The sequence below is a fragment of the Streptomyces blastmyceticus genome, assembly GCF_039521185.1.
Classification (GTDB): domain Bacteria; phylum Actinomycetota; class Actinomycetes; order Streptomycetales; family Streptomycetaceae; genus Streptomyces; species Streptomyces blastmyceticus.
In genome coordinates this window covers 324,583-348,182 of the sequence record NZ_BAAABW010000026.1, presented here as the reverse complement: position 1 = coordinate 348,182, position 23,600 = coordinate 324,583, and the positions used below count along the sequence as shown (strand labels likewise).

Annotated in this window: 19 protein-coding genes; 7 read left to right on the top strand and 12 right to left on the bottom strand. The window is 71.1% G+C overall.

Features of this window, described 5'->3' with window-relative positions; translation table 11 throughout:
• Nucleotides 1-92: 92 nt before the first annotated feature.
• Nucleotides 93-1,127 carry an ABC transporter ATP-binding protein gene (locus ABD269_RS23975; RefSeq protein ID WP_344122037.1) on the top strand — a complete coding sequence of 345 codons (1,035 nt, stop codon included), beginning with the start codon at nucleotides 93-95 and terminating at the stop codon, nucleotides 1,125-1,127.
• Complete coding sequence (locus tag ABD269_RS23970) at nucleotides 1,115-1,795, top strand: ABC transporter ATP-binding protein (RefSeq protein WP_344120900.1); 681 nt, start codon at nucleotides 1,115-1,117, stop codon at nucleotides 1,793-1,795. Before ABD269_RS23975 ends, ABD269_RS23970 begins: the two co-directional genes overlap by 13 nt.
• A gap of 9 nt (nucleotides 1,796-1,804) precedes the next feature.
• Here the strand turns inward: ABD269_RS23970 and ABD269_RS23965 are convergent, their stop codons facing one another.
• The gene (locus ABD269_RS23965; protein ID WP_344120898.1) at nucleotides 1,805-2,743 is read right to left on the bottom strand and encodes a DMT family transporter; all 939 of its coding nucleotides are present in this window, start codon (nucleotides 2,741-2,743) and stop codon (nucleotides 1,805-1,807) included.
• A gap of 125 nt (nucleotides 2,744-2,868) precedes the next feature.
• Nucleotides 2,869-6,249 carry a bifunctional lysylphosphatidylglycerol synthetase/lysine--tRNA ligase LysX gene (gene lysX / locus ABD269_RS23960; RefSeq protein WP_344120896.1) on the bottom strand — a complete coding sequence of 1,127 codons (3,381 nt, stop codon included), beginning with the start codon at nucleotides 6,247-6,249 and terminating at the stop codon, nucleotides 2,869-2,871.
• A gap of 288 nt (nucleotides 6,250-6,537) precedes the next feature.
• Between lysX and ABD269_RS23955 the strand changes: the two genes are divergently transcribed.
• Nucleotides 6,538-6,732 carry a hypothetical protein gene (locus tag ABD269_RS23955; RefSeq protein ID WP_116214982.1) on the top strand — a complete coding sequence of 65 codons (195 nt, stop codon included), beginning with the start codon at nucleotides 6,538-6,540 and terminating at the stop codon, nucleotides 6,730-6,732.
• A 144-nt stretch (nucleotides 6,733-6,876) separates the two neighbouring features.
• On the opposite strand, the gene ABD269_RS23950 is transcribed toward ABD269_RS23955, so the two are convergent.
• The 3 genes from ABD269_RS23950 to ABD269_RS23940 form a co-directional block, all read right to left on the bottom strand.
• Entirely contained in the window at nucleotides 6,877-8,286 is a 1,410-nt protein-coding gene (locus tag ABD269_RS23950; protein ID WP_344120893.1) for a family 2B encapsulin nanocompartment shell protein, read from the bottom strand.
• Nucleotides 8,287-8,390: 104 nt separating this feature from the next.
• The gene (locus ABD269_RS23945; protein ID WP_344120891.1) at nucleotides 8,391-9,803 is read right to left on the bottom strand and encodes a family 2B encapsulin nanocompartment shell protein; all 1,413 of its coding nucleotides are present in this window, start codon (nucleotides 9,801-9,803) and stop codon (nucleotides 8,391-8,393) included.
• Nucleotides 9,804-9,949: 146 nt separating this feature from the next.
• Nucleotides 9,950-11,176 (bottom strand): phosphodiester glycosidase family protein, encoded by a 1,227-nt coding sequence (locus ABD269_RS23940; protein WP_344120889.1) that lies wholly within the window; start codon nucleotides 11,174-11,176, stop codon nucleotides 9,950-9,952.
• A gap of 229 nt (nucleotides 11,177-11,405) precedes the next feature.
• Here ABD269_RS23940 and ABD269_RS23935 point away from each other — a divergent pair, with 229 nt between their 5' ends.
• Both ABD269_RS23935 and ABD269_RS23930 read left to right on the top strand, forming a co-directional pair.
• Entirely contained in the window at nucleotides 11,406-12,275 is an 870-nt protein-coding gene (locus tag ABD269_RS23935; protein ID WP_344120888.1) for a phosphatidylinositol-specific phospholipase C/glycerophosphodiester phosphodiesterase family protein, read from the top strand.
• Between the two features lie 183 nt (nucleotides 12,276-12,458).
• Entirely contained in the window at nucleotides 12,459-12,977 is a 519-nt protein-coding gene (locus ABD269_RS23930; RefSeq protein ID WP_344120886.1) for a hypothetical protein, read from the top strand.
• On the opposite strand, the gene ABD269_RS23925 is transcribed toward ABD269_RS23930, so the two are convergent.
• The 3 genes from ABD269_RS23925 to ABD269_RS23915 form a co-directional block, all read right to left on the bottom strand.
• Nucleotides 12,937-13,806 carry a YceI family protein gene (locus ABD269_RS23925; protein WP_344120884.1) on the bottom strand — a complete coding sequence of 290 codons (870 nt, stop codon included), beginning with the start codon at nucleotides 13,804-13,806 and terminating at the stop codon, nucleotides 12,937-12,939. The genes ABD269_RS23930 and ABD269_RS23925 overlap by 41 nt on opposite strands.
• Nucleotides 13,807-13,973: 167 nt before the next feature.
• Entirely contained in the window at nucleotides 13,974-15,263 is a 1,290-nt protein-coding gene (locus tag ABD269_RS23920) for an SWIM zinc finger family protein (RefSeq protein ID WP_344120882.1), read from the bottom strand.
• Nucleotides 15,260-18,172, bottom strand: a complete 2,913-nt coding sequence (locus ABD269_RS23915; protein ID WP_425572965.1) for an SNF2-related protein — start codon at nucleotides 18,170-18,172, stop codon at nucleotides 15,260-15,262. Before ABD269_RS23915 ends, ABD269_RS23920 begins: the two co-directional genes overlap by 4 nt.
• Before the next feature lie 235 nt (nucleotides 18,173-18,407).
• Between ABD269_RS23915 and ABD269_RS23910 the strand changes: the two genes are divergently transcribed.
• Together ABD269_RS23910 and ABD269_RS23905 are read left to right on the top strand one after the other, a co-directional pair.
• Nucleotides 18,408-19,439: a fatty acid desaturase family protein gene (locus tag ABD269_RS23910; RefSeq protein ID WP_344120878.1), complete on the top strand. Its 1,032-nt coding sequence runs from the start codon at nucleotides 18,408-18,410 to the stop codon at nucleotides 19,437-19,439.
• Nucleotides 19,440-19,505: 66 nt separating this feature from the next.
• Nucleotides 19,506-19,685 (top strand): hypothetical protein, encoded by a 180-nt coding sequence (locus tag ABD269_RS23905; protein ID WP_301891014.1) that lies wholly within the window; start codon nucleotides 19,506-19,508, stop codon nucleotides 19,683-19,685.
• A gap of 10 nt (nucleotides 19,686-19,695) precedes the next feature.
• Here the strand turns inward: ABD269_RS23905 and ABD269_RS23900 are convergent, their stop codons facing one another.
• The 4 genes from ABD269_RS23900 to ABD269_RS23885 all read right to left on the bottom strand — a co-directional run bounded on the left by ABD269_RS23900 (nucleotide 19,696) and on the right by ABD269_RS23885 (nucleotide 23,556).
• Complete coding sequence (locus ABD269_RS23900; RefSeq protein ID WP_344120875.1) at nucleotides 19,696-20,712, bottom strand: TolB-like translocation protein; 1,017 nt, start codon at nucleotides 20,710-20,712, stop codon at nucleotides 19,696-19,698.
• On the bottom strand, nucleotides 20,709-21,989 hold the full coding sequence (locus ABD269_RS23895) for an MFS transporter (protein WP_344120873.1): 1,281 nt from the start codon (nucleotides 21,987-21,989) through the stop codon (nucleotides 20,709-20,711). Before ABD269_RS23895 ends, ABD269_RS23900 begins: the two co-directional genes overlap by 4 nt.
• A gap of 2 nt (nucleotides 21,990-21,991) precedes the next feature.
• Nucleotides 21,992-22,885, bottom strand: coding sequence for an alkaline phosphatase family protein (locus ABD269_RS23890; RefSeq protein ID WP_425572964.1), 894 nt, complete (start codon nucleotides 22,883-22,885; stop codon nucleotides 21,992-21,994).
• Nucleotides 22,886-23,283: 398 nt separating this feature from the next.
• A complete protein-coding gene (locus ABD269_RS23885) occupies nucleotides 23,284-23,556 on the bottom strand; it encodes a hypothetical protein (RefSeq protein WP_344122031.1) in 273 nt (90 codons plus the stop codon).
• Between the last annotated feature and the right edge of the window lie 44 nt (nucleotides 23,557-23,600).

The window sequence follows — 23,600 nt, the reverse complement described above, 5'->3', positions numbered from 1 at the left end:
CCACGCGTTCCCCCGAAGCGCCCGGAACGCCCGGCGCCCGGGCCGCGGACGAGCCCGTCCTGTCCGTACGCGGACTGTCCGTCCGCTTCCGGATGCGCACCGGCGGAGACATCGCCGCGGTCACCGACGTCACCTTCGACGTACGGCCGGGGGAGTGCCTCGCGCTCATCGGCGAAAGCGGATGCGGCAAGTCCGTTCTCGCGTCCGCACTGCTGGGACTCCTGCCCGCCAACGCCCGGACCGTGGGGCAGGCGCTCCTCGCCGGGCCCGAGGGCGGCCTCGGCGACGGCCTCGACCTGCTCGCCGCCGCCGAGCGCACGCTGGCCCGCACCGTACGCGGCCGCCGCATCGGACTCGTACCGCAGAGCCCGGCCGCGCACCTCACTCCCGTACGCACCGTGCGCTCGCAACTCCACGAGACCCTGCGGGAGCTGACCGGCGTCCGGAAGGCCGGAACCGGAAAGGTCGGGACCGGAAAGGTCGGGACCGGAAAGGTCGGGACCGGAATGGCCGGGTTGAGGGAGCCTGGATTCAGGAAGCCCGGGCTCAGGAAGACCAGGCTCCGGGAGGCGGGCGAAGCCGCCGCCGCGCGCGCCGCGTTCCCCGCCGATCACCTCGACCGCCATCCGCACGAGCTCTCCGGCGGGCTCGCCCAGCGCGCGGCCACCGCGCTCGCCCTGGTCGGTGACGCTCCGCTGCTGCTCGCCGACGAGCCCACCACCGGCCTCGACCGCGACCTCGTGGACCGCACGGCCGACGAGCTGCGCCGGCACGCCGACTCCGGGCACGCCCTGCTGATGATCACGCACGACCTCGCGGCGGCGGAACGCATCGCCGACCGCGTCGCCGTGATGTACGCGGGCCGCATCGTCGAAATCGCCGACGCCACCACGTTCTTCGGCACCCGAGGCCCCCGCCACCCCTACGCCCGCGGCCTGCTCGACGCCCTGCCCGAGCGCGCCTTCACCCCGATTCCCGGCATGCCACCCGAACTCGGCGACCTGCCGCCCGGCTGCGCCTTCGCCGCACGCTGCCCGAAGGCGACGGGCGCCTGCGGGGCGGTACCGTCCCCGGTCGACGGCGTGGCCTGCCACCACCCGGAGGAGGACCCCACGTGCTCGAACTGAGCCGGATCACCGCCGGTTACGAGCGACGGGCCCCCGTCGTGCGCGACGTCTCGCTGACCGTCGCCGCGGGGGAGGCCGTAGGACTGCTCGGCCCCAGCGGCTGCGGCAAGTCCACTCTCGCCAGGGTCGCCGCGCTGCTGCACCGGCCCTACTCCGGCACGGTCGTCATCGACGGCAGCCCCGCCCACGGCTGGCGCCACCGGGCCCCGCGCGAACAGCGCACCGCCTTCGGCGTCGTCTTCCAGCAGCCGCGCCTCTCCGCCGACCCGCGCATGAGGCTCGCCGACCTGATCGCCGAGCCGCTGCGGGCCACCGGGCGCCGCGAGGAGGCCGGCGGCAGGGTGGACGAACTGGCCCGGCGCGTCGGCCTCTCCGCCGAACTGCTGCGACGGCGGCCGCACGAGGTCAGCGACGGGCAGCTGCAACGCGCCTGTCTGGCCAGGGCCCTTGTGCTGCGCCCGCGCTGGCTGATCTGCGACGAGATGACCGCGATGCTGGACGCGTCCACGACCGCCGCTCTGGTGGCCGTGGTCGAGGAGTACCGCGAGGAGACCGGCGCGGGCCTGCTGACCGTGGGCCACGACCGCACGCTTCTCAACCGGTGGTGCGACCGTACGGTGCGGTGGGAGGACCTGGCGGGCGCGGCGGCGACGCCCGCGGCCGACTGATCGCGTCGGCTACTTGCGGCTGCCCGCGCCGGTCAGGTCCCGCTCGGAGGCCTCGGCTGCGGGGCGCGGAGCGGGCTTCGCGCGGCGCACCGAGGCGACGGCGACCCCGGCCAGGACCAGCAGACCGCCGAGCACCGCGCTGAGCGCGGGGACGTTGCCGAGGAACGCGGCGTCCAGAGCGAGAGCGGCGACGGGCACGGCGTACAGCACGAGGGAAGCGGTGGACGCGGTCGTCGCACGCAGCGTGCGCGACCAGGTCCAGAAGGCCATGGCCGTACAGCCCAGCCCCAGCCACAGGACCGCCAGCGTGCGATGGGTGTCGGCGGCGGCGATCTGGCCGACGGCGTCGGGGGCCGTCGCCAGCAGCGGAACGAGGCCGAAGAGGCTGCCGTAGAAGACGCATTCCGCGCCCGAGTACTTCTTGAGCAGCGGCTTCTGAAGCGCGAACGACGTCGCCTGGGTGGCGGCCGCGAGGAGGACCATCAGTGCCCCCTTGAGGGAGCCGCTCCCGCTGCCCGACGTGACCGCGACCAGCAGCGCACCGCACAGGGCCAGGCCCAGACCGGCCAGCCCCCGCCGACCGGGACGGTCGCCGAGGAACGCCATGCCCAGGATGGTCGTGAAGACCGGGGAAGCGGCTATCAGCATGGCCGCGGTGCCCGCTTCCACGCTCTCCTCGCCTGCGCACAGCAGCACTTGGTACGCGGTCATGCCGGTGAGCCCGAAGGCCGCCATGCGCAGGGCGTCCCCGCGCTTGAGCGGGCCGATGCGCTTGAGCGCCAGGCATGGCAGGAGCAGCACCACGGTGATGGCGATGCGCATGAGCGCGATCGAGGTGGGCGAATAATCCGGCAGCGCGATACGGATCGCGGTGAACGCAGATCCCCACAGCACCGCCGTGGCCGCCATCGGAAGCCACGGGGTCGCCGCACGCTGTGCCGCCGTCATGGAAAACACCACCAGCTCGGTCAGGGACTGAAAGGGACTGAGCTGTCAAATTAACAACGGCGGATCTATAAGGCAAATAACGAATTCTATCCGAATCTCAAAGATATCCTTTGATGGGTGGGGATTCAGCGCCTCCGGACCAGCGGGAACGGCAGGGTCTCGCGAATGGAGAGCCCGGTCAGGAACATCACCAGCCGGTCCACACCGATCCCCAGCCCGCCCGTCGGCGGCATCGCGTACTCCAGGGCCCGCAGGAAGTCCTCGTCCAGCTCCATCGCCTCAGGGTCGCCGCCTGCGGCCAGCAGCGACTGCGCCGTCAGCCTGCGGCGCTGCTCGATGGGGTCGATCAGCTCCGAATACGCCGTCCCCAGCTCGGTGCCGAACGCCACCAGGTCCCAGCGCTCGGCCAGCCGCGGATCGGTGCGGTGCGGGCGGGTCAGGGGCGAGACGTCGGTGGGGAAGTCCTTGTAGAACACGGGCAGCCCGGTCCGCTCCTCGACCAGCCGCTCGTACATCTCCAGCAGGATGTCCCCCCGCCGGTCGTCCGGCTTGTGCGGCACCCCCGCGGCGTCGCAGTGCCGTCGCAGCACCGCCACGGGCGTATCGGCGTCGATCTCCTCGCCGAGGGCCTCCGCCACCGCGCCGTGGACGGTCTTCACCGGCCACAGGCCCGAGATGTCGTGCTCGACGAGCTTCCCCTCGCCGTCCGCGCGCAGAATGACCGCCCTGCCGTGGGCGGCGACGGCGGCGCCCTGGATCAGCTCGCGCGTCAGGTCCAGCATCACGTCGTAGTCGGCGAACGCCTGATACGCCTCCAGCATCGTGAATTCGGGATTGTGCTTGTACGAGACGCCCTCGTTGCGGAAAGTACGGCCCATTTCGAAGACCTTCTCCATGCCGCCCACGCACAGCCGCTTCAGATAGAGCTCGGGCGCGATCCGCAGATAGAGATCGAGGTCGTAGGCGTTGATGTGGGTGGTGAAGGGCCGGGCGTTGGCGCCGCCGTGGACCTGCTGGAGCATCGGCGTCTCGACCTCAAGATAGCCGCGGTCGAGCAGCCCCTGGCGGAGCGCCTGCACCGTGGCGCTGCGGGCCCGTACGGTCTGCCGGGCCTCCGGCGAGACCGCCAGGTCCACATAGCGCATCCGCACCCTCGCCTCCGGGTCGCTCAGGCCGTGACGCTTGTCGGGCAGCGGGCGCAGACACTTGGCGATCATCCGGCTCCGGGTCACGAACACGGTCGGCTCACCTCGGGTGGTCGTGCCCACCTCGCCCTCCGCCTCGATGTGGTCGCCGAGGTCGACATGGGTGACGAAGCGCCGCAGGCACTCGGCCCCCGAGTCGTCGCGCGTGAAGGCCAGTTGAAGATCGCCGGACCAGTCGCGGAGGACGGCGAACGCGATGCCACCGTGATTGCGGACGAGCAGCACCCGCCCCGCCACGATCACCCGCTCGCCCGTACGGGACGAGGGCGCGAGCCCCGCGTGCGCCGCTCGCAGGGCGGCGAGGGTGTGGGTGCGCCGGGCGTCGACCGGATACGGGTCGACGCCCGCCTCCCGCAGCCGCTTCAGCTTCTGCCGCCGGACCCGCACCTGCTCGGGAAGGCCCGCGAGCTCGTCCCGCTGCTCCGTGCCGCCGCCTTCACCGCCTACGCCGCCGTCGAAGCCGAGCTCCGAGAGCGAGGGCAGCCCCGCGGTGGACGCGGGACTGGCGATGCCCCGGGCCCGTCCCCGGCCCCACAGCTTGCCCAGACTGGGCACGGCCACGAAGCCCTCGGCGATGCCGGAGGCCAGTCCGATCCGGGCGAGGGCCCCGGCGTCCGCGTAACACAGGAACCGCGGATGCCACTCGGGGTTGTACTTGACGTTCGACCGGTAGAGCGCCTCCAACTGCCACCACTTGGAGAAAAACAGCAACAACTTGCGCCACAACCGCAGCACCGGTCCCGCACCGATCCGCGCACCTTCCTCGAAGGCGGAACGGAAGACCGCGAAGTTCAACGAGATGCGCTTGACGCCGAACCGCCCCGCCTGCGCGCACAACTGGGCGACCATGAACTCCATGACCCCGTTGGGTGCCGCCCGGTCGCGGCGCATCACATCCAGCGAGACACCGTCCCGGCCCCAGGGCACGAACGACAGCAGCGCGATCATCTTCCCCTCGCTGTCGAACGCCTCGACCAACAGGCAGTCACCGTCGGCCGGATCGCCCAGGCGCCCCAGCGCCATCGAGAAGCCCCGCTCGGTCTCGGTGTCCCGCCACGCGTCCGCACGCCCGATGACCTCGCCCATCTCCTCGTCGGAGAGCGCCGAGTGCCGCCGGATCCGCGTGGTCGCGCCCGTGCGCTCCACCCGGTTGACGGCCTGCCGGGTCACCCGCATCTCCCGGCCGTCGAGATCGAACCCGGCCACCTGAAGGATCGCCTCGTCACCCAGCTGGAGCGCCCCGAGCCCCGACCGGGCATACGCCTTGGCCCCCGCCTCACTGGCCCCCATCACGGCCGGCTGCCAGCCGTACCGCCCCGCGAGCTCCAGCCAGGCATCGATCGCCGGGGCCCATGCCTCGGGGTCCCCGAGTGGGTCGGCCGAGGCCAGACAGACGCCCGCCTCCACCCGGTAGGTCACCGCGGACTTGCCGCTGGGCGAGAAGACGACGGCCTTGTCGCGGCGGGTCGCGAAATACCCCAGGGAGTCCAGTCCGCCGTAACGGCCGAGGAGCGCCCGGATGCGCGGCTCCTCGTCGCTGTGCAGCGCGGCCTCCAGCCGCTGCGAACGGAAGAGCGTCATGGCCGCGTTGAGCAGCGCCAGCGCGCCGAGCAGACCGAGCAGGAAATACAGCCAGTGCGGTGGATGCCCGGTGAAGTGCCGGCCGCTGACCAGACCACCGCACACCTTGTTGGCCACGAACAGCAGCCGGTTGCCGCCGCCGCGCTCCAGCGAGCCAGGGAACGCCGACACCAGGCCCCAGCCCACCACAATGGCCGTGGCCAGCCCCGCCACCAGCACCAGCAAGGCCCGCAGGAACGCCCCGCGCCGCGACGCCGCGTAGAACTCCCGCCTGGCCAGGATCAGCAAGGCCATCGCCGCGACACACAGCACCAGGGACGGGATCGTGTCCCAGTAGCCCACCGCCAGCAACAGCGCGTCCGCGATCAGCAGCAGCGAGAGATAGCCGAGGACGAACCAGAGAGTGACGCGCTTGCGGGCCGCCATCGCCGTGGCGAGCAGCAGCAGGAAGACGGCGTAGGCCAGGTTCGGTGCGGTGGGCACGGTCAGCGTGTCCAGGGCGTCCGTCAGCGGGCGCGCCGCACGCCGCAGCGGAACGACCAGCGACGTGACCGCGCAGAAGACCCCGAGCAGACCGAAGAACACCGCGAACCCATTGGGCACCCGGTGCAGCAGCCGCTGCCGGGCGGAGCCCCGCCCCTCGCTGCTGTCCCGGCCTCCGGCCCCCGCAGTGGCGGGCGGCGCCACCGCGTGCTCGCTGTCCGGGGCTGTACGGCTCATTCCGTCAGCCTAGGCAAGGCACGGCCCACCTGCCCGCCGAGCGCCTGCCCACCGGGCCTCCGGGTGAAGGGACCCCAGCCCGCCCCGTTCATCTCCGGCCGCCCTCCCCGGCACCCGGACGACGGTCTGCCGGTGGTCACTTTCGCTTGCGCCGAGCCTGTCCCCGCGATGGCACCCGCGCCCCCGGCCAGGCTGACTCATACCCGATTGGAGTACACGCTTTTCGCAGGTCGACAACGGGCGATGAGCCAGACTGGCGGACAATCCACTCCGCCGAGGAGGCTCACCATGGCTATTTCGATCTCCGTGGTCGTACTGCTTCTGATCATGGCGGTGGTGTTTCTCCGCAGCGGCGCGCTGCGGGTCTCCCACGCGATGGTCTGTGTTCTGCTCGGATTCCTCCTCTCCAGCACGAGCATCGCGCCCACTCTTGCCCACGGGCTGTCGGCCACCACGACGTTCGTCAGCGGCGTACGGCCCTGACGCCCTGGCCGACACTCGCGCCGGTCCGACCGGCCATGGCTCGGGGCATCGGGGCCGCACCTCCTCACTGGTCTCTTCCGTAGCCGTACGTCATGGGGCCGGTGATGCCGTTCTCCGTGATTCCGTTCTTGCGGCCGGGCGTTGCTACACGCGCCCGATCTCGACGTCCTCCAGCACACCGAGCGCGTCCGGCACCAGGATGGCCGCCGAGAAATAGGCGCTCACCAGATAGGACGAGACCGCCTGTTCGCTGATGCCCATGAACCGCACATTGAGGCTGGGCTGATACTCGTCCGGGATGCCGGTCTGGTGGAGGCCCACCACGCCTTCGTTGTCCTCGCCGGTGCGCATCGCGAGGATCGAGCTGGTCCCCGATTCGCTCACCGGGATCTTGTTGCACGGCAGCAGCGGCACGCCACGCCAGGAGCGCACCGCCGATCCCAGGACCTCGATGTTCTTCGGGTAGAGGCCACGGCTGCTGCACTCCCTGCCGAAGGCCGCGATGGTGCGCGGGTGCGCCAGCAGATACTGCGTCTTCCGGCGCCGCGACAGCAGCTCGTCGAGGTCGTCGGGGGTGGGCGGTCCACTGCGGGTGTGCAGACGCTGGCCGAGGTCGGCGTTGTGGAGCAGCCCGAACTCGCTGTTGTTGACGATCTCGTGTTCCTGGCGCTCGCGCAGGGCTTCGATGGTCAGGCGCAGCTGCTGCTCGACCTGGTTCATCGGGTCGTTGTAGAGGTCCGCGACGCGGGTGTGCACTCGCAGGACCGTCTGGGCCACGCTCAGTTCGTACTCACGAGGCGAGAGTTCATAGTCGACGAAGGTGCCCGGGATGAGCGGCTCCCCGATGTGGCCCGAGGCGACGGAGATATCGGCCTCACCGCGCTTGTTCTGCGCCGGCTGGGGGCGGGAGGCGAAGCCCGCGACGTGGTCGCGCAGTGACTCCGAGCGGTCGGCCAGCTCCTGGAAGGCCTGGAGGGGGAGTGCCAGGACCGTGCAGCGCGTGACGGCCGTGACGGTGAACGGCCAGGTGCCGTCCGGCTCCAGCGGAACGCGCTCGCCGAAGTAGTCTCCGTCGGCCAGCACCCCGAGCACCGTCTCGTCCCCGTATTTGCCGGGGCCCGTCTTGTTGAGCTTGCCGTGCGCGATCAGGAAGACCTGATCGGCCGGGCTGCCCGCCTGAACGAGGGTGTCGCCCGCCGCGTACTGCCGCTGGACGAACCCGTCCGCCAGCGCCTCCAGCACGGCGCTGTCCTCGAAGCCCCGGAGCAGGGGAAGTTCGCCCAGCTCCGGTGGGATGACCCGGACTTCCGCGCCGGTCGAGATGAACTCGACCCTGCCGTCTCCGACGGTGTAGCTCAGCCGCCTGTTCACTCGGTAGGTGCCCGCGGACACCTGGACCCATGGCAGCACGCGCAGAAGCCAGCGGGAGGAGATCCCCTGCATCTGCGGTACGGACTTCGTCGTGGTGGCGAGCTGCCGTGCCGCGGGAGTGCCGAGGCTCAGCTGTGACTGGCCCGGCTGCTCACCAGGTACGGGCTCCACTGACGTGGTCATGGTTGGTCATCACCCATCTGTTGCGATATCTGGCGTGGTTGCGCTGTCCGGCGCGAAGCGTGTGCTGCGGTGCCGGGGCATCCGAATCCGGCCCCGGTCCGGATTCAGTGCCCGATTTCGACGTTCTCGAGAATTCCCAGGGCGTCGGGAACGAGGACGGCGGCGGAGTAGTAGGCGCTCACGAGATAGGAGATGATGGCCTGCTCGCTGATTCCCATGAACCGCACCGAGAGGCTCGGGCGATACTCGTCGGGAATTCCCGTCCGGTGGAGACCGACGACTCCCTGGGATTGCTCTCCGGTGCGCATCACCAGAATGGAGCTGGTGCCCGAGTCGGTGACCGGGATCTTGTTGCACGGGAAAATCGGGACGCCGCGCCAGGCGGGCAGCGAGTGCCCGTTCACATCCACGCTGTCTGGATAGATGCCCCTGCTGTTGAACTCGCGGGCGATCGCAGCGATCGTGCGCGGGTGCGCCAGGAGGAACGCGGGGTCCTTCCACACGGTGGCCAGGAGCTCGTCGAGGTCGTCGGGGGTGGGCGGGCCGGTGCGGGTGTGGATGCGCTGCTTGAGGTCGGCGTTGTGGAGCAGCCCGAAGGCGCGGTTGTTCACCAGTTCGTGTTCCTGGCGCTCGCGCAGGGCTTCGATGGTCAGGCGCAGCTGCTGCTCGACCTGGTTCATCGGCTCGTTGTAGAGGTCCGCGACGCGGGTGTGCACCCGCAGGACCGTCTGGGCGACACTCAGCTCGTACTCGCGTGGTGTGAGCTCGTAGTCGGCGAAGACGCCCGGCAGCGACGGCTCGCCGGTGTGTCCCGAGGCGACGTCGATGGCCGATTCACCGTGCTCGTTGTGCGGGAGGTCGGCGGCGGCGTGGAAGGCTGCGACGTGGGTGCGCAGTTCGTCGGAGGTGCCGAGCAGCTCCTGGAACGCCTGGCGGGGCAGGGTCAGTACCGTGCAGGCGGTGACGGCCCTGGCGGTGAAGTCCCAGGTCTGTTCCTCGTCAGCGGCGACCGCCTGGTCGCCGAAATATCCGCCGTCGGCCAGCACTCCCAGCATGGCCGGGTCGCCGTACTCTCCCTCGCGCACCTTGTCGATCTTGCCGTGGGCGATCAGGACCACCTGGTCGGCCGGCTGCCCAGCCTCCACCAGCACCTCGCCGGGCTGGAACTCACGCTGGGTGAAGCGGCCCGCCAGGGCTTCGAGGGTCGCCGGGTCCGTGAAGCCCCGCAACAGCGGCAGCTCGCCCAGCTCGGCGGGGATGACCCGGACCTCCGCGCCGGTGGAGACGAACTCCACCCGGCCGTCGCCCAGCGTGTGTGTCAGTCGGCGGTTGACCCGGTAGGAACCGCCGGGGACATGGACCCACGGCAGCAGGCGCAGCAGCCACCGCGAGGTGATGCCCTGCATCTGCGGCACGGTCTTCGTCGTGGTCGCCAGATTGCGCGCGGCCGCGGTGCCCAGGCTCAGGGGGCCGCTACCGTTATTGCCTGCGGTATCGGTCTCCACTGATGTCGTCATAATGCGAATGCCCACCCATCCATTGCGAAATGCCCATTGCGGACCCGACGATTGCTTTTCCGCTGCTTTTTCGCTCGTGCACCTTCGAAGTTAGCAGTGGGAATCGGGCGACGCAGTCACTCACATGGGTGGATTGATCGACGATGTTAAGTTCGGATAAAAATTCCGATGCCGTTGGCGACGGCCCGCTCACCCCCGCCCGAAGGGTGATTGCGCACCGTCGTGCGCTTCGCGTCCGGGTCGCGGGTGACCAGGGTGCTCGACCCCCCGCCGTCCAGGTTCACCGCGTCGTCCGCTCCGAGGTCCCGCATGAGATCGGCCAGTTCGGCGACGGTCATGCCCGATCGGTACTCGCTGCCGCCGTCCAGGGCCAGGAGGAAGAAGCGCTGCCCGTCCTCGCCCATGCCCGCGGAGGTCCGCACCGCCGACGTCGAACGGTTCAGCCCCGCCAGCGGTCTGCCGTCACGCAGCACCGGGAAGCCACCGATGGCGAAGCGGAGCGCTCCGCGCTCCGCAGGATTCAGCCGCTCCTCGACCTTCACCGTGTCACCGACCCGCAGCTTGCGCAGTTCCTTCGCGCCCGCGTCACGCCCCACCAGGACCGTCGAACCGGACGGGATCGCACCGCGCCCAGGGGTCTTGGCCACCTCCGTCACCCGCTCGCGCCGCACGGTCAGTTCATAGGTGTCGGCGCTGCACGGAGCGGCCCGGTTGGTGTCCGTCCCGCACGTCGCCCGACGTCGCGAGGCCGTCCCCCACTCGTGGGTGAACGCCCCGATGCCGCCCGCCGGCAGGGCGTACTGGTTCAGGCCGCGCAACGCCAGCTTTCTGCCTTTGGCCCTCACCGTTCCCGTCAGGGTGAGGCGATCCAGCCTGGCCGCGCCGTCCGTCCCGACGCCGATGACGTCCCGGGTCGTCACGCCCGGCGGCATCGACGGCCCGAAGCGCTGGCCGTTGGGCACCGCCGCGCCCAGCCGGACGCCCCTTGCGATGGACGGTCCCACCGGGGCGCCGGTGGCCTCGACCCCCGGGTGCTGGGACTCGGTGATGTTGAAGAAGTCGCCGTTGATCCCGCCGACCGCACCGCTGCGGTCGACCATGCGGGACACCGTGGCCCGCGCGGCGACCGACCCCGGATACAGCAGGTCGAGGGAGACGCCCGGTTCACGCAGGTCGACGGTCAGCAGATGTCCGTGCGCCGGCCCGTGCGAAGCCGTCAGGGCGAAGTCCCGGTACTCCACCCCGGGCGCCACAGGGGCGAGCACGCCCAACTGCAGCGCCTGCCGTGCGCTCGCGTCCGCCGGGTCGGCCCAAGCGGTACCTCCTCCTACCAGCGACGTCCATGCCACCAGAACCGTCAGCACCGCGCGCACGCGGTTTCCGCATCCGATCACAGTCTCCCCAGAGGTCCCGTCAACTCTGGCACGATGCAAGAGAGTTCACCATGCCCCGAAAGAACGACAGGGAACGCGCCGAAGTCGACACGGGCAACTCTTGCCACATCCCTGCCCTTTGGCCCTGTGTGCCCGGATACTCGCAGGAGACAGCTCGTGCGGGCCGCCGACACCGCCCGCGGACGCACCCCGATCCGGGAGAGTCGCCATGACCCCTCGTACGCGCCGCGCAGCCGTCATCACTCTGGGAGCCGCCCTCGCGGGCTCCGTCGCGGGACCCGCCTTCGCGGAGCGGGCGGAGGCGGGTCCGGGCGTCGCCGCGCCGGGCAAGCCTCCGCTGCGCCGCGCCCATGCGCACAACGACTACGAGCACCCTCATCCGCTCACCGACGCGCTCTCCCACGGGTTCGGCAGCGTCGAAGCCGACATCTGGCTCGTCGGCGACAAGCTCCTGGTCGCGCACGACGCCTCCGGGCTCGACCCCACGCGCACGCTGGAGTCGCTCTACCTCGACCCGTTGCTGCGCCGGGTCAGATCCGGGCACGGCCGGGTCTATCCGGGGTACGACTTCTCGCTGCAACTGCTCATCGACATCAAGACGGCGGGCGATTCCACCTACCGGGAGCTCTCCCGCCACCTGCACCGCTACCGCTCGATGCTGAGCGTCTGCGACAACGGCCGGGTCCGGCGCGGCGCGATCACCGCCGTCATATCCGGCGACCGGGGAGCCCGCGGGCCCATGGAGGGGGAGCGTGTGCGGCGCGCCTTCTACGACGGCCGTCTCACGGACCTCGGCGGCGGCGCCCCCGCGTCCTTCGCCCCGCTCGTCAGCGACAACTGGTCCCTCAACTTCACATGGCAGGGCGCGGGTCCGATGCCCGAGCGGGAACGCGCGGAGCTGCGGCGGATCGTCTCCACCGCGCACGCCGAACACCGGCAGGTGCGGTTCTGGGCCACACCCGACCAGCCCGGCCCGGCGCGTGACGCCCTCTGGCGCGAACTCCTCGCCGCGGGCGTGGACTACCTCAACACGGATGACCTCGCGGGCCTCGAGGCGTTCCTGCGCGCGCACCGCTGAGCGCTCCGGGTACGGTTCGGCAAGCACCGGCAAATCGTACGATTATGGGTCTTTTTGGCGAGATCGCCACGCGGGACCGGCAGCGGGTTTTCTCACGGTGGAATGTCGCGGTCCTGAGCGGAGCGTGTGCCGGTACCGTCACCGCGCGGTGTCGACGGTCCGTGACCGGGAACGCTGGAGCGTATGGCCACTCCACCCGGACCGCCGTACGGCCCGCCCGCGAGCCCGCCGCCGCCCTCCGCTCCACCCCCGGGCGGCTTCGGCCCGGGGCAGCCGCCGTGGAACCCCGAGCCGCCGTCGGGCGGCGGCTCCGGGCGGCGGACGGCGATCGCCGTGACCGTGCTGATGGCCGTCGCGGCAGTCGCGCTCGGGGCGGTGCTCATCATCGCGGACAAGGGCAAGAAGGGGGACGAGCCCGGCAAGGGAACCTCGCCCAGCGACTCCTCGCCCTCGTTCACCGTCCCCAGCGGGCTGCCTTCGGAGCTCCCGACGCACTTTCCCAGCCGGCTGCCGACGAGTCTGCCGTCCGGCTGGCCCAGTGGCCTCCCGACGGGCCTGCCGTCCGGTCTGCCCACGAGCCTGCCCAGCGGATTCCCCACGGGGCTGCTGCCGGTGCCCGTCGACGGCCTGCGGGACCCGGCCGCCGAGCGGGCCGTCGCGGTCACTGGGCCGGTACGGCCTGGATATCCAGCTCGATCCTGATGGTCGCACCGATCATGGCGATGCCGCGCTGGAGCATCGAGCGCCAGTCCAGGGTGAAGTCCTCGCGGTGCAACTCGGTCGAGGCCGAGCAGGCGGTGCGGGTCTCGCCCATGATGCCGGTGCCGATGCCCAGGTAACGGGTGCCGAGGGAGACGTTGCGGCTGACGCCGTGCAGATTGAGCACCCCCTGGACGGTCCACCGGGACCCGCCGCGGTGCACGAAGCGCTCGCTGGTGAACTGCATGTACGGGAACGTGGCGACGTTCAGGAACTCCCGGGAGCACAGGTGCTCGTCGCGCTGCTTGACCCCCGTGTCGATGCTCGCCGTCTCGATCACCACATCGATGCGGGAGTGCTCCATGTTCTCGGCGATCCACAGAGTGCCCTCGAACCGGTTGAACCGGCCGTGCACCTCGGCGAGCCCGATGTGCCGGGAGATGAAGCGCACGGCCGTGTGGTCCGGGTCGATGCGCCACGCGCCGGGTGCCGGCATGGACGGGACGGGCGCCGGTTCCATGCCCACCGGTTCGAGAGAGGTCCGTACGCCCTCCGTGGACGTGAAGGCACGCCGCACGGGCTGGAAGCCTTCGGCCGTCACCGCGACGCTGTACGCGCCGGGTGCCACGGTCGTCGCGAACCTGCCGTGCGGATCGGTCTGCCCGTGAACCACTTCCTGCCCGTTGAGGTCCCGTACGGATACTTCCGCTCTGTGCATCGGCAACTGGACCGGATCCAGGACGACACAGTCGAGAGCCCCCGCGCCGTACGGAATCGGAGCGACCTCCTGACGGAGGGAACGCTTACGACGGCGCAGCAGGGCGAAAACCATCCTGAAGGGCCTTTCCGTGATCAGAAGGTGATGAACCTGTAGATCACCACATTCCTCTACTGAAAGGCAAAATTTTGCTTACTGCCTAAGAAAATGTGAATTGCCGCCCGTGCTTGCCTTCGATTTATCGCCGAGGTGGAGGGAGCTTCCCGCGCCGTGACCTCCTTTCAGCTCTCCTGTGAACCTTCCGTCAGGAGCGCCGCGAGGGCAGCCGCGGGGTCGTGCTCGCAGGGCCCGGCGGGCTGCCACCGGCCGCCCTCCTTGCGGTACGGCCACCAGCGGCCGTCGCGCCCGTAACGCAGCTGCGCGTCCGAGCCATCCGCCGTCCAGCGATTGCGCGAGGCCCGCAGGACCGGTGCCGTGTCGCCCTCCCACGCGGCGGCAAGTTGTGCACCGGCGCGTGCGAGAGCCTCGGCCCCGGGCGTCCATTCGTCCTCCAGGACCGACAACGCCGCGGGACCGCCGTACCCCCACGCCCGTACGGCTCGGGCGAGCCGGGCGCGGTCACCGCCGCAGCCCGCGGTCAGCCGTGCGGCGACCCCAGTCGGCGGCACGGAGGCCGCGAGGCGCACCGTGTCCTGCCACAGGCTCAGTTCATCCCCCATGGGCGACCGTTCATGGCCGGGAGCGAGCGCCTCGGCCAGCAGCCGCCGTGCCCGCGCGGCCGCGTCCGCCGCGAGGAACTCCAGTGCCTCGACATCCAGCCCCGGCGCCGGGGCCGTGTCACCCGACAGCACGAGCGGCCGGGCGGCGGCTTCCACCGGGGGAGGCGGATCGGGCAGCGGAGGTATGAGGAAGCCTGCCGCGAACACCTCGCGCGCAGGTATGCCCGAAGAAGTACCGGCGCTCGGCTCCGGCACATGAGCCTTGCTGTGCGCGGCGTTGCGGGTCTGGAGCTCGTCCAGCAGCTCCCGTTCACCGCGCCCGCGCATCAGCAGAAGGACGAACGGATCCTCGTCGAGCAGTCGCGCCATCTGATGGCACAGTGCCGCCGTATGCGGGCAGTGGTCCCAGGCGCCGCAGCCGCACTCGGGCTCCAGATCGCCGATGCCGGGCAGCAGCTCCACACCGGCGGCCAGCGCGTCCTCCGCGAGGTGCGACGGTATGTCGTGGTCGAGCAGTGCCGCGATGTGTCCGGCGCGGTCGGCCACCAGGTCCAGCAGCCGGTCCCAGTCGGCCGCCGAGAGCTGCTGGACCATCACATCGGAGCGGTACGGCGTGCCGTCGTGGTCGCGGACCAGTGCCGTGATCCGGCCCGGCCGGACCGACACCGCGCCCACCGCGCCCGCGCGCGCGTGCCTGCGTCCGGCCTTGACCTGTTGGCTGTCCAGCGCGGTGTCCTCCAGCGCCTTGAGCCAGGCCCGGCCCCACCAGCTCCGGGCGGCGGCCTGTCCGCGCTCGGGCGGCAGGGCGGCGAAGATGCGCTCGGTGCCACCGGTGGCGTCGTGTCCGGTCATCGTCCGGTCCCCCTCAGTGCGACGAGTTCAGCGAGTTCGGCATCCGTCAGTTCGGTCAGGGCGGTCTCCGTGGAGCCGAGGACGGAGTCCGCGAGGGCCTGCTTGCGCGTGAGCATCTCCGCGATCCGGTCCTCGATCGTCCCCTCGGCGATCAGCCGGTGCACCTGCACGGGCTGGGTCTGGCCGATGCGGTAGGCGCGGTCGGTCGCCTGCGCCTCGACGGCCGGGTTCCACCAGCGGTCGAAGTGCACCACATGGCCCGCCCGAGTCAGATTGAGGCCCGTACCGGCAGCCTTCAACGACAGCAGGAAGACCGGCACTTCACCGTCCTGGAAGCGCCGGACCATCTCCTCGCGCCGTGGCACCGGCGTACCGCCGTGCAGCAGCTGCGCCGCGACACCCCGGGACGCCAGGTGCCGCTCCAGCAGCCGCGCCATCCGGACGTACTGTGTGAACACCAGGACGCTCGCGCCCTCGGCGAGGATCGTCTCCAGCAGTTCATCGAGCAGCTCGACCTTGCCCGACCGGCCCTGGAACCTCGCGGCGCCCTCCTGGAGGCCGTCCTCCTTCAGGAACTGCGCCGGGTGGTTGCAGATCTGCTTCAGCCCGGTGAGCAGCTTGACGATCAGGCCGCGCCGCTCGAAGCCGTCCGCGGCCTCCACCTCGGCCAGGGCCTCCCGCACCACGGCCTCGTAGAGAGCCGTCTGTTCCTTGGTGAGCGCGACCGTGCGGTCGGTCTCCGTCTTCGGCGGCAACTCGGGGGCGATTCCCGGATCGGACTTGCGCCTGCGCAGCAGGAACGGGCGGACGAGGGCGGCGAGGCGTTCGGCCGCGCCCGGATCCGCGCCGCCCTCGACCGCCTGTGCGTAACGCCGGCGGAAGGCGCCCAGGGAACCCAGGAGGCCCGGTGTCGTCCAGTCGAGGATCGCCCACAGCTCGGACAGGTTGTTCTCCACCGGAGTGCCGGTCAGCGCGACACGGGCCTTGCCACCGATGGAGCGCAGCTGCTTCGCGGTGTCGGAGTAGGGGTTCTTGACGTGCTGGGCCTCGTCGGCGACGACCAGGCCCCAGTCGGTCCCGGCCAGTCGCCGGGCGTCCAGCCGCATCGTTCCGTACGTGGTGAGGACGAACTCGCCGTCCGCCAGGCCGTCCAGACTCCGCGTGGTGCCGTGGAACCGGCGTACGGGCGTGCCGGGGGCGAACTTCTCGATCTCGCACTGCCAGTTGCCCATGAGGGAGGTCGGGCAGACGACCAGCGTCGGTCCTGCAGTGTCCCGCAGCGTCCGGCGGTGCAGATGCAGGGCGATGAGGGTGATGGTCTTGCCGAGACCCATGTCGTCGGCGAGGCAGCCGCCGAGACCGAGCGAGGTCATGCGGTGCAGCCAGTCGAGTCCCCGCAGTTGGTAGTCGTGCAGGGTGGCGGCGAGCGCCGCAGGCTCTGTGAGGGGTTCCTCGGTGTGCTCCGGATCGGCGATACGGTCGCGCAGCGCCGCCAGCCGGCCGGTCGCCCGTACGTCGACGGTCTCCTCGTCGTCCCCGGGGCCCTCCGCCTGCGCATGCCCCGTGAGGGCCGCTCCGAGCGCTTCCACGGGAGAGAGCTTGCGGTCCTGGCGGTCCCGGGCGCGGCGTACGGATTCCGGGTCGATGAGCACCCATTGGTCGCGCAGCCGCACGGCCGGGCGGCTGGCTTCGGCGAGCCGGTCCAGTTCGGCCTGCGTCAATTCCTGGTCACCCACGGCGAAACGCCAGCTGTAGGTGAGCAGCGCGTCGGCCGACAGCAGGGACGGCAGGCCGGAACGGTCGTCGCCCCGGCCGGGGTTGTCGTCGTCCGGTGAGCCGACAACGGCGTAGGTCGTGAGCTTGCGGGCCATCTCCTTCGGCCAGTGCACCTGGACACCGGTGGCGTCCAGTGCTTCGGAGGCGGCGCCGAGCAGTTCGCCGACCTCCTCGTCGGCGAGGTCGATGGCATCGGGCACCTGAGCCGCGAGCAGTGGAGCGAGAGCGGGCCACGCGTGGGCGGCGCGGCGCAGGGCGAGCAGTGCGTTCATGCGCGCTCCCCGGCCGAGCGCGGCCATGAGGGGAGAGGCGCCGGACCAGACATCGGCGGCGTCCGCGACGAGCGCGGGGTCGGCGAGGCTGTGCAACTGGAGCACGGCACGGAAGCGCGGAGCGGTGGCACCGTCGTCCGCCGCGTCGGAGAGCCCCAGCACCTCGACGCGGAGGGACAGCCGGACGCCGGCGTCGTGCCCGGCGGCCACGCTGTCGGCCCACACGCGCTGCTCGGGCAGCCGCCGGGGTCCGCCGGCCGCGAAGGCCGGGCCACCCGCGGCGAGCGACGCGGCAGGGGTGCGCGGCAGGCCGTCGGCGACAGCGTCCAGGAAGGCGCGTACGAGCCGTTCCGGGTCGGGCAGCAGCAGAGGGCCACTGCCGTCGTCGGGGAGCGGTACGGCGTGCGCGGCGGGCGGCATGGCGGCCGCCAGCTCCCGGATCCGGCCCATGTCCTCGGGGGCCAGCGGTCCGACGCGCCAGGCGTCGTGATCGGTCGCGGTCAGTCCGGGCAGCAGGCGGCCGCGAGCGGCCAATTGCAGGGCGAGCACCGCGGCGCTGCCCCAGAAAGTGGCCGCTTCGTCGGCGCGTGCAGCGCGGGCGCGGGTGAGAACGGGCAGGGCTTCACGTACGGGCATCACCACGGCCCGCACCGTCGTGGTGGTGATATCGGTGCCGTCGGCGACGACGATGGTCAGGTCCTCGATGCCGCCCGGCCCTGCGGGCAGGTCCTCGTCCGCCCGCCAGAACGCCACGCGGCCGGTGCGCGCCGGGTCGCCGGGGAGGAAGACCGCCGAGCACTGCGCGAGCAAGGAGATCTCGGAGGGTGTTGCGGCAGGGGGTGGTGTCACGACGCTGGGCATTCCTCAAATTTGACTAGCTGAGCTCCGGGCGGCCGAGGGTACAGGGAATCGACATCGGAAGCGCTAATTCCTGATGTGACGCGCGACATATTCAGGTCCGGGGTGTGCCCAGCCCCCCATGGCCGCAGGGGGATTGCCCCCTGTGGATCCGGGTGGTGCCGTCATGGTCGCCGAACCCCCCGGATCCGTACGTTCTGTGGGGTCAGCCCGCCGGTCCGAACTCTCCGGAGACCTCATGCGCCAGGCCACCACCCCGCTCGCGGAACGCACCGCGGGCAGCGACTTCGCGCCGCTTCTGCGCTTGATCCGGGAAGAGGGGCTCCTCGACCGGCGCCGGGGCAGGTACGCGTTCACCATCGCCGTCGACCTGCTCGCGCTCGCCGCCACGGCCTCCGGGACCGTGCTCGCCGGGAACTCCTGGTGGGCCGTGCTGCTGGCCGTGCCCGCCGCCGTGTTCTCCGCCCGAATCGCCTTCGTCGGCCACGACAGCGGGCACGCGCAGATAGCCGCCACCCGGCGCGCCAACCGCGTGCTCGGTCTCCTCCACGCGAACCTGCTGCTGGGCATGAGCTACGCCTGGTGGAACGACAAGCACAACCGGCACCACGCCAACCCCAACCACATCGACAAGGATCCCGACGTCGGCGTCGGCGCGCTCGTGTGGACCCAGCGGCAAGCGGCGAAGCGGCAGGGATTCGCCCGCTGGATCACCCGCCACCAGGCCCGGCTCTTCTTCCCCATGCTGCTGCTCGAAGGCATCGCCCTGAAGGTTTCGAGCGTGCGCGACCTCAAAAGGCAGGAAGCACGCGAGCGGTGGGTCGAAGCGGCCCTCCTCGCCCTCCACGTGGTGGGCTATGTGACGCTCCTGCTGTCCGTGCTGTCCCCCGGCAAGGCGCTCGCCTTCGCGCTGGTCCACCACGCGCTGTTCGGGCTCCATCTCGGCATGGTCTTCGCACCGAACCACAAGGGGATGGACATGCCGGACCCGGACGGCGAACGCTGGGGCCATCTGCGCCGCCAGGTCGTCACCTCGCGGAACGTGCGGGGCGGGGTGCTGACCGACTGGTTCATGGGCGGACTGAACTATCAGATCGAGCACCACCTCTTCCCGAACATGCCCCGCGCCCGCCTCCGCCTCGCCCGGCCCCTGGTGCGCGCCCACTGCCGTGCGACCGGGCTCCCGTACACCGAGACTGGACTCATCGACTCCTATCGGCAGGCGCTGGGCCACATGCACGAGGTCGGCGCCCCGCTCCGGGCCGAGTGAGGAACCGTACGGAACCGCCGGGCGTTCTGCAGGACAAGCGGCAGCTGTCGCGAAGGAGGCACGGACATGAGCAACAGGGCCAAGATCGCCGTCGCAGGTGTGGTGGCAGGGGTGATCCTGCTGTGGCTGCAGCCCTGGGTGGGGCTGCTGGTGCTGGTAGGCGTGCCGGCCGTCGCCTATCTGCTGCTGGATCCCGCACAGCGCAAGCGGCTGCGCCGGGCGTCCCGCAAGCAACTGGGACGCTAGAGCGCTGCCGCTAGCCGGTGAAGGCCGGGGCGAGAGCGGCCGTCATGGAGAGCCTTGGGCTCCCGGAGCCGTCCGCCGGGACGGTCCACAGATCGGAGCCGTAGTCGCCGGGCAGCGAGTAGACAAGGGTGTGGTCGTCCCGCCAGATCGCCTGGTCGTCGATGTTCCGGTGCTCGGCCGTGGCGCTCTCGCGCAGGGTGCGCAGATCCAGTACGTACAACCGCCAGGGCGCGTCGGAGGACGCGCCCTCGACGCGCTTCTTATAGGCGATACGCGTCCCGTCGGGCGAGAGGGACGGGCACTCGACGTTGGTGTGCAGGGTACGCAGCGTCCGGTCGGTGCGGTCGCCGCGTACGAGATAGGTCCGCCCGCCGGTGGCGACGGTCGCGTAGAACCGGGAGTCGTCGGCGAAGGTGACCCCCCAGACATTGAGATCCGACGCCTGGTGGAGGTGGCCGTCCAGGAAGAACCGGTACTCCTCGAGGTCGCGGTCCAGACTCCAGGTGCGGGTGTCGAGCACCGAGGTGCGGGTCGAGAAGGACGTGCCCGCGTAGGAGTCGCCGCTGACGAAGACCGTCCAGGCGACGCTCCGGCCGCTGGGCGAGACCCGGGCCCGGGTGGGTATGCCCGCCAGGTCGTAACGGCGCAGCTCGCGCAGGTGCGCGTCGAGCACCACGGCACGGTAGCTGTCGCGGAGCCTGCCGTGCACCGCCTGGAGGCAGATGCCGGTGTCCGCGGCTGCGTGGAAGCGCAGGCAGCGGACTCCGGAGGAGGTGCGCGGGCCGGCCGGGTCGTCGGCGGGAACCGTGGCGATCTCATCGCGGTGAGGGCCCCAGGCCATGTTGCGGAAGACGCTGAGCCCCGGGGCGTCCAGAACGACCTCGCCGGGGTGTACGCGGGGGCCGCCCGGTTGCGCGCGGTCCTTCTCGGCCGAGCGCCCCGCGGCGTGCAAGGTCGCGCCGACGGCGACGCCGCCCAGGATCAGGACGGCGGCGAGCAGGGCCAGGATGCGGTTCTTGCGGTTCAACGGACAGGCTCCGGTGGGGCGTCGGGTGAAGGGCGCAGCAACAGGGCGCTGACGGCGACGGAGACGGTGAGGCCGGTCGCCGCCGAACCCAGCGCCACGCGGTCGCCCCAGGCGGTCCAGGCCACCCCGAAGGCGATCGAGCACACGAAGCGGGCGGCTGCCTGACCTGTCTGGACCACCGCCAGCCCGGTGCCGCGGATCGACTCGGGCACGGCATCGGAGGTCACGGCGGCCAGCACTCCGTCGGTCGCCGCGTAGAAACTGCCGTGCAGCGCGAGCACGATGAGGGCGAGCGTCGGGGAGTCGCCGAGCGGGGAGACGAGCAGGCTGTACGCCGCGAGCAGTGCCAGATGGCCGCAGAGGAACAGCCGGCGGCGGCCCATCCGGTCGGCGAGCGTCCCGAAAGGCACGGCCAACAGGAGGAACGCCGCCGCCGTCCCCAGCGGCAGCAGAGGGAACCAGGTCTCGGAGAGATCCAGGCGCCGTTGCAAGGTGAGATAGAGGAACGAGTCGCTGACCGTCGTCAGGCCCAGCAGAGCCGCGCAGCCGGTGAGGCGGCGCACCGCCGGACGGCGCAGAACGGCCCGCAGGGGTGCGCGGCCGGCGGCCGGCTCCGTGACCGGGCGAGCGCCCTCGCGCCCCGGGACGAACAGCAGGAGCACGAGGACGCCCAGCACCGCGATGCAGCCGCTGACGGTGAAGACGGCGTCGTAGCCGTCGGACGCGGCCCGCAGGATGACGAAGGCGACGAGCGGGCCGAGCAGGGCACCGGCCGTGTCCATCGCACGGTGCACGCCGAACGCCCGTCCTCGGGCGCCGGGTTCACAGGCCAGCGAGATCATGGCGTCGCGCGGCGCGGTGCGCAGCCCCTTGCCCGTACGGTCGGCCGCGAGCACCGCGCCGATCAGCGGCACGCTGTGCGCCATCAGCAGGAGGGGCTTGCAGAGCGCGGACAGCCCGTAGCCGACCGCGGCGACGGTCTTGTGGCTCCCGCCGCCGCGGTCGGAGACCCTGCCGCCGACGAGCCGTACGAGCGCGCTGACGCCGTTGTAGACGCCGTCCAGGAGGCCGAAGCCGAGCGGGGACAGGCCGAGTCCGGCGACGAGGTAGAGCGGCAGGACGGCGGTGACCATCTCCGAGGAGACGTCGGTGATCAGACTGACGGAGCCCAGGGCGAGCACGGCTCCGGGGACGAGCGCGGCCCGCCGGCCGGGGAGGGGGTGCCGGCCGGCGGTGTCGGAGGGGTCCGGGGTGGTGCGGCTGTCCGCGAGATACACGGTCAGCTGTTCCAGATGCCGGTGATGTCCTTGGCGTCCGCTGCGTTCCCGGCGTGCGAGGTGCCGTACATGTCCTCCAACGTGCGCAGGACGTCGTAGTGGTTGTAGGTGGCGTCGGAGCTCGAACCGGCCTGGACGGACTGCCCGTAGAGGACCGTCGGGATGCGGTTGCCGCTCAGCCGGTTGTCCTCGTCGAAGGTGATCAGCAGCAGGCTGTTGTGGGTCTTGGCCCAGTCGGCATAGCTCTTGAGGTTGTTCTTCAGCCAGGTGTCACCCGTGCCGACGGAACAGTCGTGCATGTCACTGCACAGATTCGGGACGACGAAGGAGACCGTCGGCAGCTTCCCGAAGTCGCCGGGGAAGGCCGACATGGTGTGCGCCGTGCTCGTGGGCACGTTGTCGAAGCCGAACCAGGGGTTGTGCTTCTGGGCGTACTTGCCGCTCTTGCACGTCGTCGAACCCTCCGCCGGCAGGGACTCGTTGTAGCTGGCCCAGGTCTTGCCGGTGGACAGGAGCTCGGAGGCGAGGTTCGGCTGGTCGCTGAAGCCCGGAGTGACACAGCTGTCGTCGGTGATGCCCTGGGTGTCCCCCGAGAACAGCGCGTAGTAGTTCGGCTGGCTGGGGTGGGTCTCGGCGTACGACGCGGTCAGGTTGGCGCCGCCGGAGGCCAGGGAGTTGATGTACGGAGCACTCGAACTGCCGATGACCTGGTCGTAGGCGTGGTTCTCGAAGACGACGACCACGACGTGGTCCGGCGTGGGCACGGCCGCCGCGGCGGAGGAGTCCGAGGCCCACAGCCCGAGGGACGCGGCGGCGAGCCCGCAGGCCGTGGTGAGGGCGGCGAGACGGCGACGGGGGAGGCGGGGTGCGAGGGATGGGCTGGCTGCGGCGGGCACGGGTCCTCCGTACGGGGTGGGTGACAGCGCGCAGGCGAAGGGAAGTTGCGGGATCAGGGGGTGCTGCCTGCGGGTTCGGTGGCAGCGTAAGGCGAGTTGAATGACATGTACACGCCTTCCTGGTGACGGGAACGGGAACAGTGGCCGAGCGGAGCGCGACCGGTGATTGTCAGTGCTGCCGCTCAGGGTCGGATCATCGATGCCGCCCGTGAACGGCGTGCGGCACGCGAGTGGCCGCAAGGGGGAACGATCCGTGTCGGGAACGGTTGCCGCGACGGGCGCGGAGGCCGACGGACGGTGAGGCCGGCGCCGGAGACTGTCTATGCGCCGAACTGCCTTGCCGGGTGGACGCTTCCGCCGGGACGTGTACGGAGTGCGGGACGGCGTGCTGCGACGGGTCAGGCGACAGGAAGGCCCAGCAGCGTGCGGGCGACGTCCCGCGGTGTCTGGTCGTGCTCGCGGGCCAGCGCGATGACCGCGCGGCAGGCGAGCTCGTTCACACCGAAGCAGAGCGCCTCCGGCGAGACCCAGCGTGCGGCCTCCGCGCTGCTCTCGTAGTCGTCCTCGGCGCAGGCCGCCACATAGGTGGCCGCCGCTTCGAAGAGATTGCTCCGGCGTCCGGTGGTCGGGGGCGACGGCTGTGGCGCCGGCGGCTGCCAGGCCTCTTCGATACGCTTGCGGAGCCTGTCGAACACGTCGGTCACCTGCCCCCGTG

What these genes read in the sequence shown, in the direction of transcription:
- ABD269_RS23955 (WP_116214982.1), top strand. Translation starts at nt 6,538, where the DNA reads ATGGCTATTTCGATCTCCGTGGTCGTACTGCTTCTGATCATGGCGGTG.
- ABD269_RS23915 (WP_425572965.1), bottom strand. Translation starts at nt 18,172, where the DNA reads ATGCCCAGCGTCGTGACACCACCCCCTGCCGCAACACCCTCCGAGATC.
- ABD269_RS23945 (WP_344120891.1), bottom strand. Translation starts at nt 9,803, where the DNA reads ATGACGACATCAGTGGAGACCGATACCGCAGGCAATAACGGTAGCGGC.
- ABD269_RS23975 (WP_344122037.1), top strand. Translation starts at nt 93, where the DNA reads ATGCGCACCGGCGGAGACATCGCCGCGGTCACCGACGTCACCTTCGAC.
- ABD269_RS23950 (WP_344120893.1), bottom strand. Translation starts at nt 8,286, where the DNA reads ATGACCACGTCAGTGGAGCCCGTACCTGGTGAGCAGCCGGGCCAGTCA.
- ABD269_RS23905 (WP_301891014.1), top strand. Translation starts at nt 19,506, where the DNA reads ATGAGCAACAGGGCCAAGATCGCCGTCGCAGGTGTGGTGGCAGGGGTG.
- lysX (WP_344120896.1), bottom strand. Translation starts at nt 6,249, where the DNA reads ATGAGCCGTACAGCCCCGGACAGCGAGCACGCGGTGGCGCCGCCCGCC.
- ABD269_RS23935 (WP_344120888.1), top strand. Translation starts at nt 11,406, where the DNA reads ATGACCCCTCGTACGCGCCGCGCAGCCGTCATCACTCTGGGAGCCGCC.
- ABD269_RS23965 (WP_344120898.1), bottom strand. Translation starts at nt 2,743, where the DNA reads ATGACGGCGGCACAGCGTGCGGCGACCCCGTGGCTTCCGATGGCGGCC.
- ABD269_RS23930 (WP_344120886.1), top strand. Translation starts at nt 12,459, where the DNA reads ATGGCCACTCCACCCGGACCGCCGTACGGCCCGCCCGCGAGCCCGCCG.
- ABD269_RS23925 (WP_344120884.1), bottom strand. Translation starts at nt 13,806, where the DNA reads ATGGTTTTCGCCCTGCTGCGCCGTCGTAAGCGTTCCCTCCGTCAGGAG.
- ABD269_RS23910 (WP_344120878.1), top strand. Translation starts at nt 18,408, where the DNA reads ATGCGCCAGGCCACCACCCCGCTCGCGGAACGCACCGCGGGCAGCGAC.
- ABD269_RS23920 (WP_344120882.1), bottom strand. Translation starts at nt 15,263, where the DNA reads ATGACCGGACACGACGCCACCGGTGGCACCGAGCGCATCTTCGCCGCC.